This window comes from Phocaeicola coprocola (genome assembly GCF_041333015.1).
Classification (GTDB): Bacteria; Bacteroidota; Bacteroidia; order Bacteroidales; family Bacteroidaceae; genus Phocaeicola; species Phocaeicola coprocola.
Genome location: NZ_JBGKGM010000004.1, coordinates 894,255 through 907,161, shown reverse-complemented (window position 1 = coordinate 907,161; position 12,907 = coordinate 894,255). Strand labels below are relative to the sequence as shown.

Sequence of the window (12,907 nt, the reverse complement as noted above, 5' to 3'; positions counted from 1 at the left end):
AGAATAATAGTTATGAAGAAAATTTTTTTGTTGGGCATGGTAGCTGGTTTGTTGGCTTCATGTCAGAGTAAAACGGATGGGTATACCATCGAAGGTACATTAACAGGTGATGCAGCTTCAGGAAAAGCTTATCTGGAACGTTCGGTATACTTGTCGGATCCGGTTGTGGTAGATAGCACTGTGGTGCAGAATGGCAGTTTTACTTTTTCAGGAAAAGTAGAGCGTCCGGGACTTTATTATGTAATAATCGACTTAAACAAGCCGGGCGAAGAGCCGGATTATCATAATAAGATGTTTCGTACAATGCTTTATCTGGAGAACTCAGACATTACTTATAAGGGAGATGTAGCTACATTGCCAGGAGTTTATTATGCTTCCGAGCGTGAGAGTAAATCTCCAGAGATTACCGGTTCGTCAGTTCACGATTTATTTGTTACGATGAATAAGGAGATTCAGGTATATTCTGATACTTTGAATACTTTGATGGAACGTTATGCAGATGAATACTTGGTACCGGAGTCGGAAGGAAAGGATGTGAGTGCCGTTGGTATGGAAATAGCTCGTGAAGAAATGAAATGGAAGGATAAGCTGTTACAGTATCAGCTTGACTTTATCAAGAAACATGCAGACTCTCCGGTAGCGATGGATCAGGCAATGTATTATCTTTCGGGTATGGAATTCTTACCTGATGTTAAGGAGATTGACCAGATGCAGGCTTTGTTTGAGAAACATTGGGCAGGAACTGCCGAGCTGGAACATTTTACAACTGCTGCATCAGCGGCACGTCCGTTGGCTGTAGGACAGAAGTATAAAGATATCGATGTTTTAGACCGTAACGGAAAGACTGTAAAACTTTCTTCTATGATTCCGGAAAACGAATATGTCATGCTGGAGTTTTGGGCAAGCTGGTGTGGACCTTGTCGCGGAGAAATACCTCATTTGCGTAAAATACATGATAAGTACAAGGATTTTGCTATTGTAAGCATTTCACTTGATGAGAAGGAGTCTGAATGGCAGAAAGCCATGAAAGAAGAAAATATGAGCTGGACACAGGGACGGATAGAAGGAGGTATTTATGGAGCAGGTGCCAAAGAATATAATATCCAGGCTATTCCGATGTGTCTGATTCTTGATAAAGAAGGACGCTTCTATAAGACAAATATGAGAGGTGCATATTTGGATGTATTTTTAGATGATTTATATAAGGCGAATTAACCTCTGTAAGGTTATTTTTCTTGAAATGTTCCTCAGTAACTGGTATGTGCTGGGGAACATTTTTTGTTTGTTCTCAAAAAAACGATTATCTTTGCTTCCGCAAATTGTATGCAGATGGATAAACAGTTACGATATAATGACTTTACCGGTTTTTTAACGAAGCAGTTTCCGTTCAAGGTACAGAAACTTTCGGTTAATGCGGGTTTTACTTGTCCTAACCGTGATGGCTCAAAAGGGTATGGAGGGTGTACATATTGTAACAATCAGACGTTTAATCCGGAATATTGCCGTACAGAGAAAACGGTAACCACACAGTTGGAAGAAGGCAAGCTGTTCTTTGCCCGCAAATATCCTCAGATGAAATATCTTGCCTATTTTCAGGCGTATACAAATACTTACGGAGAATTAGAACAGCTGAAGCGAATGTATGAAGAGGCTTTGGATGTAGAAAACGTTGTGGGGCTGGTCATCGGTACGCGTCCGGATTGTATGCCCGATTCGTTGTTGGACTATCTGGAAGAACTGAACCGCCAGACTTTCCTGCTGGTTGAATATGGCATAGAAAGCACTGATGATCATACACTGGCACGGATAAACCGGGGACATACATTTGCATGTACGGAAGATGCTGTACGTCGTACGGCCGGAAGAGGGATCTTGACAGGTGGACATGTGATATTGGGTTTGCCTGGGGAAGATTCTGAAAAGTTGATCCGTCAGGCTGAGGCCTTATCTCAGTTGCCACTGACAACGCTGAAAATGCATCAGCTGCAGCTGATAAAGGGTACGCGTATGGCCCATGAATTCGCACAACATCCGGAGGATTTTCATTTATATACGGTCGATGAATATATTGATTTGGCTATCGACTATATAGAACACCTTCGGCCGGATTTGGTTTTGGAGCGATTTGTTTCGCAGTCGCCCAAAGAATTGCTGATAGCTCCTGACTGGGGACTGAAAAACCATGAGTTTACAACCAGACTGAAGCGCCGGATGGAAGAACGTGATGCATGGCAAGGAAAGCATTGTAGTAAAAAATATAGTATAATTAATTCGGATAACAAAAATGGAAATTAAAGGAAAAGTACATTACGTAGGTGTGAACGACCGCTCAAAAGCGTTGTTCGAAAATCTTTGGCCGCTGCCTTATGGTGTGTCTTATAACTCATATCTGATTGCCGACGATGAAATGGTAGCGCTGGTAGATACTGTTGATGTAGCATTTTTCGAAGTTTATTTGAAGAAAATTCGCGCTGTTATCGGTGACCGCAAAATCAATTATTTGATTATTAATCATATGGAACCCGACCATTCTGGCTCTATTGCACTGATTAAGCAGTATTATCCTGATATCGTATTGGTTGGAAACAAGAAAACTTTCGATATGGTAGAAGGTTATTATGGAGTAGGTGGTGACCGTTATGTTGTAGGTGACGGTGATTTCCTGAAATTAGGACATCATAATTTACGTTTCTATCTGGTTCCGATGGTACACTGGCCTGAAACAATGGTGACTTTCGATGAAACAGAAGGTATCTTATTCTCTGGTGATGCTTTCGGATGCTTCGGAGCACTGAATGGAGGATGTATCGATAAGAATATCAATACAGATATTTATTGGAATGAAATGCGTCGTTATTATTCCAATATTGTAGGAAAGTTTGGAAATCCGGTACAGAAAGCTTTGCAGAAATGTAGTGGACTGCCTATCAAGATGATCTGTTCTACTCACGGTCCTGTATGGGAAGAAAAGATTCCTCAGGTTATCGATATGTATGATAAAATGAGCCGCTACGAAGGTGAAGAAGGTGTGGTTATTGTTTACGGTACAATGTATGGCAATACAGAAGAACTTGCAGAAACCATAGCTGAAGAATTAAGTGCCCAGGGTATCAAGAATATTGTAATGCACAATGTTTCGAAAACTCATCATTCATTTATCTTGGCAGATATCTTTAAATATAAAGGTCTGATTGCAGGATGTACTACTTACAACATGAACTTATATCCCGAAATGGAAGCTTTGTTGAGCAAGGTGGCTGCCCGCGAGATGAAGAATCGCGTAATGGGATATTTCGGTTCGTTTACATGGGCTAGTGCCGCAGTCAAGAAAATCGGTGAATATACAGAAAAGCTTAAATTCGAGGTTGTTGGCAATCCGGTAGAAATGAAGCAGAGTATGAAGGAAGATACTTGCCGTCAGGCTAAGGAACTGGCAAAAGCTATGGCAGACCGTTTGAAAGCTGACCGTTGATTGTGCTGGTAGAAAAAGAGAAGCGTTAAAGCTAAAATAAGTATATAGTAAACTTATATACTCTAGTATACAAACATAAAAGAACTGTATCAGGCTCTATTTGATGAGCTATGATACGGTTCTTTTTTATTTATTTTTCGAAGATATATCGGTGGTTTTCTCCCCATTCATCCAGTATGTCTATCAAAGGCAATACACTTTTGCCTAATTCTGTCAGTGCGTATTCGCTGTGGGGAGGTAGTTCTGCATATATTTTCTTTTCTATGATGCCGTGTGCTTCGAGCTCTCTCAGATTCTGATCTAGCACGCGAGAGATGGCCTCTGGTATTTCACGGTGAAGCTGGCTGGGACGTTTGGGAGTTTCTCTCAGTGCATCTATCAGGCAAGGCTTCCATTTTGAACCGATAATTTCCATTGTAATGCGGATTCCGCAAGAAAGATCAAGAGGTGTTTTTCTTTTATACATGCATGTTATTTTTAGTTTACTTGCAAAGATAGTTCTTTTTATTTGCTTGATAATCAATATATGGATAAAGTTGTTGGTATCCGATTATTTTATCGTGTATTGCAACGGCTGATAATATCCTTTACTTTTGCTGTAAAAAGAGGCACGTGTTAGAGCCGTAGTAGTTATATAAAAAATTATAGTATGAATTATAGAGTTTTTGGAAAAACTGGATTTAAAGCGAGTGAGGTATCTTTAGGAACCTGGCAACTTGGTTCTAAATGGGGAGATCCTTTCGATGAGCAGGTAGCTATGAATACATTGCAGGCTGCATACGAACAAGGGGTAAATCTGATTGATACGGCTGATATTTATCAGGATGGAATGAGTGAACATACTGTCGGAAAGTTTCTGAAAGGCAAGAAAGATAAAGTGTTTGTAGTAACCAAATGTGGTAGAAAGCTCAATCCGCATGTTTCAGCGGGATATAATGAAGAAAACATCGTGAAATTTGTGGATGCTTCACTCAAGAATATGGACGTTGATAGCCTTGATCTGGTTTTGCTTCACTGTCCGCCTACTGAAGTATACCGGAATCCGGAGATTTTTTATGTTCTTGATAAATTGAAACGGCAGGGCAAAATCTGTCATTATGGTGTCAGTGTAGAAAAGGTAGACGAAGCACTGGAAGCATTGAATTATGACATATCTGCCATTGAAGTTATTTTTAATATGTTTCGTTTGAAGCCGGCAGAAGAATTGTTTCCGAAAGCAAGTAAACAAAATGTCGGAATCATAGTCCGTGTACCTTTGGCTAGTGGACTGCTGACAGGAAAATACTCAGAAGAAACAACATTTGGAAAAGCTGATCACCGCTGTTACAACAGAAACGGAGAGCTTTTCGATAAGGGGGAAACTTTTTCAGGAGTAGACTATATGACAGGCGTGAAGGCTGCACGCGAGCTGAAACAGCTGTTGCATACAGATAATCTTGCAGCTCGTGCTTTAAGATATATTCTGATGTATCCCGAAGTCAGTACTGTCATTCCGGGAGCAAGTTCTCCTGCTCAGATAATGGAAAATGTCAAAGCTTCTTCTTTGCCTCCTTTTTCACATGAAGAAATGGAGGTGGTACGCCAAGTATACGATAAGCATATCCGTCCTCTGGTACATCATTGCTGGTAACCAGTTGTATTTTTAAAAGCCTGAAATGAATAATCACAGATAAAAAAGTCATTGCATTTTAAAAAGTGCTATATTTGTGATTATGATACAGAAATTATATTCCAAGAATAATGATCCCGATGTGTTGCAGCACATTGTGGATATATTGAATGACGGTGGGATAATCATTTATCCCACCGATACCATGTATGCTATGGGTTGTCATGCCCTGAAAGAACGGCCGATCGAACGAATCTGCAAGTTGAAGAATATCGATCCGCGTAAAAACAACCTCTCTATTATTTGCTGCGACTTGAGCAATATCAGCGAATATGCCCGTGTAAGCAATGCTACCTTTAAGTTGATGAAGCGAAATCTGCCCGGACCGTTTACATTTGTCCTTAATGCAGACAGCCGGTTGCCTAAGATATTCCGTAACCGGAAGGAAGTGGGAATTCGTGTGCCGGACAATAATATTATTCGTGAAATATGTCATTTACTTGATGCACCTATTCTTACCACTACTTTACCCTTGAATCCGGATGAAGATGTCGAATATGTCACCGATCCGGAGCTTATAGACGAGAAATTTGGTTCGGAAGTTGATTTAGTGATAGACGGAGGCATAGGAGGCGTTGAACCTTCTACCGTTATAAATTGTTGTGAAGATGTGCCCGAAATAATTCGTCAGGGCAAAGGGGTATTGGAAGAATAAATATTAATCAATTTAAAATAAAACAACTATGTTATTATCATCTTTATTGAATGCAACTTTCCTGAGTGCAGGTTCTAAGGGAGTAGATGTAGAACAGCTGCTGTCGAAGTTGCTTGACTGGGGTATTGAGGTAGGAAAAGACCTGTTAGGAGCAATCATTATTTATATTGTCGGCCGCTTTATCATTAAGCAAGTCGGACGTTTGCTTGCACGTATTCTGGAAAAGAGAAAGCTTGAAATCAGTGTGCAGACTTTTTTGAGAAGCCTTGTCAGCATATTGCTGAATCTGATATTGGCTTTTGCTATTGTTAGCCGTCTGGGAGTAGAAACTACCAGCTTTGCAGCCTTGCTGGCTTCTGCCGGTGTTGCTATTGGTATGGCTTTGTCTGGAAATCTCTCCAACTTTGCAGGAGGATTGATTATTCTGGTATTCAAACCTTTTAAGGTAGGCGACTATATTGAAGGCCAGAATGCGAATGGTACTGTACGCGAAATTCAGATATTCCATACTATTCTGACAACTGTAGATAATAAAGTCATCTATGTTCCGAATGGTGCATTGAGCAGCAATGCCATTACAAATTACAGCAAACAGGAAACACGTCGTGCTGAATGGGTATTCGGAGTAGAATATGGTGAAGATTTCGAAAAGGTAAAAGCCGTATTGCAGCGTATTATCGATGCAGATCCTCGTATATTGAAGGATCCGGCTCCGATGATTGCTTTGGGAGCTCTTTCGGCAAGCAGTGTGGATATTAAGGTCCGTGCGTGGGCTAAGACAGCTGATTACTGGGATGTATATTTTGACATGAATAAAATCGTGTACGATACATTCAATAAGGAAGGTATCGGATTCCCGTTCCCACAGCTTACTGTTCATCAGGCAAAAGACTGATTGTGATTTTTACATAAAAAACGGAAAAAGCATTTCCTCTTCCTTTGTGTGGATGGGAAATGCTTTTTTGTTTGAATGAAAGTTATTTGCAATATCGTTCTATCAATTGGCGTGCTTCATCTTTTCCTGAGGCGAAACTCATTGTATCAATGATTAGCTGACGGTTGTGGCAGTCGTATATGTGAGGCGCCATGACTTGCAGGAATTTTATCCGTTCATTGTCGAAATCACATATAGAAAGCAGTTTGACACATTGCTTGCATGTAATATTTCTGCCATTCATGCCTGTTTGCAGTATCTTTAGCTGATCGAATGAGAAAGCATCCTTTACCTTTTCATATAATACATTGATTTCACCGTCACTATATATCCGACCGCTGTGATGCTTCTTGTTCAGTATGTTTTTTGCTTTTTCCTCTCCCGATATAAAAGTCATTGAATCAACAATCCGGTCGGTATTTTCCCGGTCGATAATGGTTGGTTCCAGAATGACCAATGCTTCCAGTCTTTCATCGTCGAAGTTGAATATTTTCATCAACTGTACGATTTCATCACAGGTAAAGTCTGACTGGCGTGCGGCTTCTCTGAGTATTTTCAGACGTTCGTCTTTGAAAGGCTTGTCTTTTACCTTCTGATACAATTCCTGAAACCATGCCTGATCGTCTGTCGGATAAGCCAGCGAAGGTCTTTCTTCAACAGGAGCAGGCGGACAGATAGCTATAGGCGGGTAGGCAGGAGAGGGGGTAGCTCCTGCGTATGAATTGAATGAAATGACTTTATCGTGTTGAAAATCGAGCAGAATGGTTGTTACTGCTCCGCTGAAGTGTATCTTATGAAATTCCCATTGCTCTATTCCATTGTAGGAACGTTTGAACTCGGGATTTCCCAGTAGGTCAACGACTTCACGTTTTGTCATACCTGTATGTAGGCTTTCTGCCAGGCGGGAACGCTGTAAGGAGGTATCTAAAACTCCGCAGCTGGTTGTAGTCAGTAGCACGATTGCCATAATGACGACTTTCATAAAGTTCTTCATATCCATTATTCTTTTTGGTTGGTGTTACAAAAATAGACAATAAAATGAATGATAGACGAATAGAAAATCCTATAAATATGCAGGCAAATTCCTATAATGAATAGGGAATTTCCCTATAAAGGATATACTATCTGTATTACTTAGGGTATATTTCCTTCTGTCTTGCTTTTTTTATTATAAAAAACCTGTTGGCGGAATTAAAATAGCGCATATTTAACTCTGCCAATAGGCTTTTCATTTTTGTAGTTAATATATTGGAGGATTGTAAGTGCGCTAATCTTCCCGATAATCCGGGCAAACAATCCATCTGTATCTTTCGCATAATTCCTTATAATCATAAACTGGTCACACAATTGCGAGAATATGGTTTCAATTCTTTTTCTCGCTTTGGCAAAAGCTGGGAATGTTGGCTTCCATTCTTTTTGATTACATCTGTATGGTACCTCCAATCTGATATTGGCAGTTTCAAACAGATCCAATTGCACTTGGGCACTTATATATCCTCTGTCCCCTATGACTGTACAATTACTATAATCCACTTTCACATCCTTCAGGTAATGAATGTCATGCACACTTGCCTTAGTGAGGTCAAAGGAATGGATGACACCACTTAACCCACAGACTGCATGGAGTTTATACCCATAATAATACATGCTTTGTGATGCGCAGTAGCCTACCCCGGGTGCTTTACTAAAATCCTTCTTTCCCATACTGCAACGTTTGGAACGGGCAATACGACATACTTCTATCGGCTTCGAATCAATACAGAAACAGTCTTCACCACCATCCATTTCAGAAACCATTCTTTCTCGGATTGCATTACATAGGGAGGAAGTTGTTTTACGCCTGTCATTGTATTGTCGGCGGGAAATAAGGTTGGGTATTTCAACCCTATATTCCTGTAGCTTTGCAAACAACAGAGACTCACTGTCAATACGGGGCAGCCTCTGATGCCATGTTCAAAGCCACTACTTCAAGGTCTGAGAATTTAGGGACGACTCCTCGTCTTGGCACATTCCCAGATTCATTGACTAAATTGCCGGCAATTTGCTTGCATATGTTCAGTAATTTTGCGAATATTGCATATAAGTTGTGCATACGATATTTGTCTATTAAAAGTTTGGTCACCTTTAATTTACTAAATATCAACAATATGCACAACTTTTTAAACATAAATCTTTTATAATTTAATTCCGCCAATAGGTTATAAAAAGAGCTATTTTTGTGATAAATCCGAAAACTATGAATACAAATCTGTCTCTTCGTCGCAGGCTGGGGTTAGAGATAGCCCGTAAGATAACGAATACATTGGTCGAACAGCATCCTCTGAAACAATTATTCTGGGAATGTACTTTACGCTGTAACTTGCATTGCCGTCACTGTGGCAGCGATTGCAAGAAAATATCCGGTTATGCCGATATGCCTAAAGAAGATTTTCTTCGGGTTTTGGATAATATAGCTTTGCATACCGATCCGCATCATGTTTTTGTGGTAATCACGGGTGGAGAGCCTCTTATGCGTGAAGATTTGGAAGAGTGTGGAAAAGCTATTCACGACAAAGGATTTCCGTGGGGAATGGTGACAAATGGGCTGGCTATGACTCCCGAACGCTTTACTGCTTTGCTGAAGGCCGGAATGCATACTGCTACAGTCAGTCTGGACGGGTTTGCCGATGAGCATAACTGGATGCGCGGACATCCGCAAAGCTTTGACAAGGCTATTCGAGCCATTCGTATGATGGCCGCTATTCCCGGATTTGTGTTCGATGTGGTAACATGTGTCAATAAGCATAATTATGCGCAGTTAAATGAATTGAAAGAGTTTCTCATTGGCATAGGGTTAAAACAGTGGAGGTTGTTTACGGTATTTCCTGTAGGACGTGCAGCCAGTGATGCCGAACTTCAATTGTCCGGCGAGGAATTTCGTGGAATGCTGGATTTTATCAAGCAAACTCGTAAGGAAGGGCGTATACGCATTAGTTATGGATGTGAGGGATTTTTAGGTAATTATGAAGGTGATGTACGCGATCATTTCTTTTCCTGTCAGGCAGGGATAACAGTGGGATCAGTCCTTATCGATGGCTCTATATCCGCTTGCCCCAGCATTCGTGCCGATTTCCATCAGGGAAACATTTATAAAGATGAGTTTATGGATGTATGGGAGAATAACTATCAGCCTTATCGCGACCGCACATGGATGAAGAAAGGAGAGTGTGCTACATGCAAGTATTTCCGCTATTGTCGTGGAAATGGTATGCATTTGCGTGATGGACAAGGAGAGTTAATGGTCTGCCATTTGAAAAGAATCGTCAATCCTTAATGTAAAAAATCATACAGTTATGAGAAAGAAAGTTAGTTGTTTTAGTACTCGAGTCTGGGCTGGATTTCTTGCTTTGCTAGGCTTTGCTTCATGCACCAGTAATGAGGATCCAGAAGATATTCCATTGGAATATGGAACACCTACGGTTGGTTTTCAGGTGCAAGGAGTAGTAACCGACGAGGAAGGCAATCCGCTGGAAGACATTCAGGTTATCGTACGCAGAGCGTATAATAATGATTATCGTTCGGGGGATACAATTTACACGGACAATAAAGGGGCGTTTGCCGCAGAGAAATTTGTTACAACTGGTTTCGAGCCAGATGAGCAGAAAGTTTATTTCAATGACGAAAAGAAGGTTTTCAAGTCGGATTCTATTTTACTGAAAGATATGAAGCTTGAAAAAATAGAGGAAGGGTCTGGCTGGAGCCATGGTACTTATCAGGCCACTACGGAGGTAAAGTTGAAGAAGGCAGAAAAAGAAGAATAAAGCAGCTTTTCCCTTTGAAAAAAGACGATGAATTATGGCGAAAAATCTGTACGAAGTTTCCTGATCTTTGTACAGAAAAAATAAAAACTTCAGCATCTTTTCCCGAAAAGATGCTGAAGTTTTTTTATATTGTTACATAACAAACTTTACAGCCACCCAGCGGTTCTTTTCCCGATGGTGAACGAAAGTCATTCCCAGACTTTCAGCCTTTTCGCGGATAGCAGGAATGTCTTCTACGTAGAATCCACTCATATAAAGTTCAGAACCCTTGTGCATGCATGCTGCATAGGCAGCCATATCATTCAGCAGAATATTACGGTTGATATTAGCTATGATGATGTCGAACGGCTTGCGTCCTTTCAGAAGCGATGCATCACCCAGTTCTACTGTGATGTTTGCAATATTGTTCAGGGCAATATTATCGCGTGAATTGTTTACACACCAGTCGTCTATATCAATAGCAGTTACCGGATCTGCTCCTCTCATGCTTGCCAGAATAGCCAGAATAGATGTTCCGCATCCCATATCGAGTACTGACTTGCCTTTCAGGTCGGCATCCAGCAGTTCGCCCAGAATAGAACTTGTTGTTTCATGATGTCCAGTTCCGAAAGCCATTTGCGGATTGATTACAATATCATATTCAGCCTGTGGGTAGTCATGATGGAAGGTGCTGTGTATCACGCAGCGGTCTTCTATCACGATAGGCTGGAAAAAATTCTTTTCCCATTCCTCGTTCCAGTCTTTGTCTTCCGGTTCGGTAATGGTATAAGTAATTTGGGTGTCGGGTATAGGAAAGTTTGCCAGTGTTTCTTTCAGGGCATTTTCATCGAACAAGCTTTGCTGTACATAAGCCTGAACGCCTCCTTCACACTCAACAAAACTCTCGAAACCTATTTCGCCTGCCAGTGCCGACAGGACATCGGTTACAATTTCATTGCACGGCTGTGCAGTAAAAGTGACTTCAAAGTATTTCATATATAGAGATATTCGTTTGTTTACACAAAGGTAGTGAAAATAGGGAAAACCCTATACTGAAATAGGGAATTTCTACTTGCCTGTAAGAATTTACTTCTTACTTTTGTAATTGAAATAAACCGTATAAAATGATATAAGTATGAAAAGTAGAATATGTGCTTCGCTGCTGATAGCTTGCTTGCCGTGGCTGGCTATGGCTCAAAGCAACGACGACCTTTACTTTATTCCGAAAAAAGAAAAGAAAACGGAACAGAAGGCAGAGGTTAAGTCCGTTCCGAAGCAGACTTCAAACAATACGACGGTATATGCAGCTCCAGGGTCGACTATCGTGGTGAAAGACGTTACAGGAAAGACTCGTGACATTGACGAATACAATCGCCGTTATACTTCACGCGATAATACCTTTTCTATGCAGAACGATACACTGTATATCGAAGAGAAGCCTTATGGAGAGCGTGGAGAGTGGGTTAACGGTTTCGAAGGTTCGCAGGATGATTATGAATATGCCATGCGAATCATACGTTTCCGCAGTCCGCGATATGCCATACCTGTAAGCAGCCCGCTTTATTGGGATGTTGTATACGGGGGATATGCTTCATGGGACTGGAATATTTATGAAGACGGATTGTATGCATATGTTTTCCCGACATCTACGAACCCGTTGTGGTGGGACTGGCGCTGGAATTGGGGCGTTGCAGGTCCGAGATGGGGATTCAGCTGGGGATGGTCTTCTCCGTGGTATTATAGCAGTTGGTATTCTCCTTACTGGTATGGTGGCTACTGGGGTGGCTATTGGGGAAGTTACTATGGCGGTTACTGGGGTGGTTACTGGGGACCTGCCTGGCATCATCACCATCATTATCCGTACTGGGCAGGCAACTACCGTGTCGGACATACAGACTACCGCCCGTCAAGATATACAGGATATTCTTCTTCCAGACGCAGTACGTCAGGATTTGGTAATACCAGCAGATTTACAACTAGCTCACGAAGAGGGTCTTCAAGTGGTGTAGGTCGGGTTGTCCGTCCGGGAAGTGGAGCAGGAAGTTCTTCGTCTACTTCTGTTCGTCCTTCAGGTGGAGGATCAAGTTTCCAGCAGAACGGTCCATCGTCAATAACTCGTCCGTCACGTGGAAACGGAAGCAGCTACGTACGTCCTAGTAGTACAGTAGACCGTACAGGATCTATCTACAGCCGTCCTAGCAGTACCCGACGCAGTTCGAACTATAACAATAACCGTTCGAATACTCGTTCCAGCAGTAGTTATTCCACTCCTCGTAGCTCAGGAAGCTCTTTCTCAAGAGGAAGCAGCAGTTATAGCCGAGGTTCAGCAACGGGAGGAAGTTCTTCACGTTCCAGCTCAAGAGGTGGTAGCTCAAGCAGAAGATAAAGAAACAAAAAT

Annotated in this window: 12 protein-coding genes and 1 pseudogene; 9 read left to right on the top strand and 4 right to left on the bottom strand. The window is 41.4% G+C overall.

Translation table 11 applies throughout. The features are described 5' to 3' along the window. Nucleotides 1-12: 12 nt before the first annotated feature. The 3 genes from ACDG22_RS14615 (at nt 13) to ACDG22_RS14605 (ending at nt 3,472) form a co-directional block, all read left to right on the top strand. The gene (locus ACDG22_RS14615; protein ID WP_007567069.1) at nt 13-1,215 is read left to right on the top strand and encodes a TlpA disulfide reductase family protein; all 1,203 of its coding nucleotides are present in this window, start codon (nt 13-15) and stop codon (nt 1,213-1,215) included. Between the two features lie 114 nt (nt 1,216-1,329). Further along, nucleotides 1,330-2,295, top strand: a complete 966-nt coding sequence (locus ACDG22_RS14610) for a TIGR01212 family radical SAM protein (RefSeq protein ID WP_302309446.1) — start codon at nt 1,330-1,332, stop codon at nt 2,293-2,295. Next, nucleotides 2,285-3,472, top strand: coding sequence for an FprA family A-type flavoprotein (locus ACDG22_RS14605; protein ID WP_007567065.1), 1,188 nt, complete (start codon nt 2,285-2,287; stop codon nt 3,470-3,472). Before ACDG22_RS14610 ends, ACDG22_RS14605 begins: the two co-directional genes overlap by 11 nt. Before the next feature lie 130 nt (nt 3,473-3,602). Here ACDG22_RS14605 and ACDG22_RS14600 read toward each other — a convergent pair whose 3' ends face one another. Then, the gene (locus tag ACDG22_RS14600; RefSeq protein WP_022124845.1) at nt 3,603-3,938 is read right to left on the bottom strand and encodes a winged helix-turn-helix transcriptional regulator; all 336 of its coding nucleotides are present in this window, start codon (nt 3,936-3,938) and stop codon (nt 3,603-3,605) included. Between the two features lie 183 nt (nt 3,939-4,121). Between ACDG22_RS14600 and ACDG22_RS14595 the strand changes: the two genes are divergently transcribed. From ACDG22_RS14595 to ACDG22_RS14585, 3 genes are all read left to right on the top strand, one after another. Beyond that, the gene (locus ACDG22_RS14595) at nt 4,122-5,102 is read left to right on the top strand and encodes an aldo/keto reductase (RefSeq protein ID WP_370858944.1); all 981 of its coding nucleotides are present in this window, start codon (nt 4,122-4,124) and stop codon (nt 5,100-5,102) included. Between the two features lie 82 nt (nt 5,103-5,184). Continuing rightward, on the top strand, nt 5,185-5,796 hold the full coding sequence (locus ACDG22_RS14590; RefSeq protein WP_270212980.1) for an L-threonylcarbamoyladenylate synthase: 612 nt from the start codon (nt 5,185-5,187) through the stop codon (nt 5,794-5,796). Between the two features lie 28 nt (nt 5,797-5,824). Further along, nucleotides 5,825-6,691 (top strand): mechanosensitive ion channel family protein, encoded by an 867-nt coding sequence (locus ACDG22_RS14585; RefSeq protein ID WP_022124848.1) that lies wholly within the window; start codon nt 5,825-5,827, stop codon nt 6,689-6,691. 82 nt (nt 6,692-6,773) lie between these two features. On the opposite strand, the gene ACDG22_RS14580 is transcribed toward ACDG22_RS14585, so the two are convergent. Both ACDG22_RS14580 and ACDG22_RS14575 read right to left on the bottom strand, forming a co-directional pair. Next, the gene (locus ACDG22_RS14580; RefSeq protein WP_040311850.1) at nt 6,774-7,724 is read right to left on the bottom strand and encodes a DUF4476 domain-containing protein; all 951 of its coding nucleotides are present in this window, start codon (nt 7,722-7,724) and stop codon (nt 6,774-6,776) included. 197 nt (nt 7,725-7,921) lie between these two features. Continuing rightward, nucleotides 7,922-8,897 (bottom strand): annotated as a pseudogene (locus tag ACDG22_RS14575) (IS982 family transposase). Nucleotides 8,898-8,966: 69 nt separating this feature from the next. Here ACDG22_RS14575 and ACDG22_RS14570 point away from each other — a divergent pair. Continuing rightward, nucleotides 8,967-10,043 (top strand): TIGR04133 family radical SAM/SPASM protein, encoded by a 1,077-nt coding sequence (locus ACDG22_RS14570; protein WP_178269895.1) that lies wholly within the window; start codon nt 8,967-8,969, stop codon nt 10,041-10,043. 19 nt (nt 10,044-10,062) lie between these two features. Then, nucleotides 10,063-10,530: a radical SAM-associated putative lipoprotein gene (locus tag ACDG22_RS14565; RefSeq protein ID WP_022124851.1), complete on the top strand. Its 468-nt coding sequence runs from the start codon at nt 10,063-10,065 to the stop codon at nt 10,528-10,530. Between the two features lie 132 nt (nt 10,531-10,662). Here the strand turns inward: ACDG22_RS14565 and prmA are convergent, their stop codons facing one another. Continuing rightward, nucleotides 10,663-11,505 carry a 50S ribosomal protein L11 methyltransferase gene (prmA, locus tag ACDG22_RS14560; RefSeq protein ID WP_022124852.1) on the bottom strand — a complete coding sequence of 281 codons (843 nt, stop codon included), beginning with the start codon at nt 11,503-11,505 and terminating at the stop codon, nt 10,663-10,665. 139 nt (nt 11,506-11,644) lie between these two features. Here prmA and ACDG22_RS14555 point away from each other — a divergent pair, with 139 nt between their 5' ends. Next, entirely contained in the window at nt 11,645-12,895 is a 1,251-nt protein-coding gene (locus tag ACDG22_RS14555) for a hypothetical protein (RefSeq protein WP_022124853.1), read from the top strand. The last annotated feature ends 12 nt before the right edge of the window (nt 12,896-12,907 follow it).

Excerpts from the sequence above, each read along its gene's own strand:
- ACDG22_RS14615 (WP_007567069.1), top strand. The coding sequence starts at position 13 with ATGAAGAAAATTTTTTTGTTGGGCATGGTAGCTGGTTTGTTGGCTTCA.
- ACDG22_RS14610 (WP_302309446.1), top strand. The coding sequence starts at position 1,330 with ATGGATAAACAGTTACGATATAATGACTTTACCGGTTTTTTAACGAAG.
- ACDG22_RS14605 (WP_007567065.1), top strand. The coding sequence starts at position 2,285 with ATGGAAATTAAAGGAAAAGTACATTACGTAGGTGTGAACGACCGCTCA.
- ACDG22_RS14600 (WP_022124845.1), bottom strand. The coding sequence starts at position 3,938 with ATGTATAAAAGAAAAACACCTCTTGATCTTTCTTGCGGAATCCGCATT.
- ACDG22_RS14595 (WP_370858944.1), top strand. The coding sequence starts at position 4,122 with ATGAATTATAGAGTTTTTGGAAAAACTGGATTTAAAGCGAGTGAGGTA.
- ACDG22_RS14590 (WP_270212980.1), top strand. The coding sequence starts at position 5,185 with ATGATACAGAAATTATATTCCAAGAATAATGATCCCGATGTGTTGCAG.
- ACDG22_RS14585 (WP_022124848.1), top strand. The coding sequence starts at position 5,825 with ATGTTATTATCATCTTTATTGAATGCAACTTTCCTGAGTGCAGGTTCT.
- ACDG22_RS14580 (WP_040311850.1), bottom strand. The coding sequence starts at position 7,724 with ATGAAGAACTTTATGAAAGTCGTCATTATGGCAATCGTGCTACTGACT.
- ACDG22_RS14570 (WP_178269895.1), top strand. The coding sequence starts at position 8,967 with ATGAATACAAATCTGTCTCTTCGTCGCAGGCTGGGGTTAGAGATAGCC.
- ACDG22_RS14565 (WP_022124851.1), top strand. The coding sequence starts at position 10,063 with ATGAGAAAGAAAGTTAGTTGTTTTAGTACTCGAGTCTGGGCTGGATTT.
- prmA (WP_022124852.1), bottom strand. The coding sequence starts at position 11,505 with ATGAAATACTTTGAAGTCACTTTTACTGCACAGCCGTGCAATGAAATT.
- ACDG22_RS14555 (WP_022124853.1), top strand. The coding sequence starts at position 11,645 with ATGAAAAGTAGAATATGTGCTTCGCTGCTGATAGCTTGCTTGCCGTGG.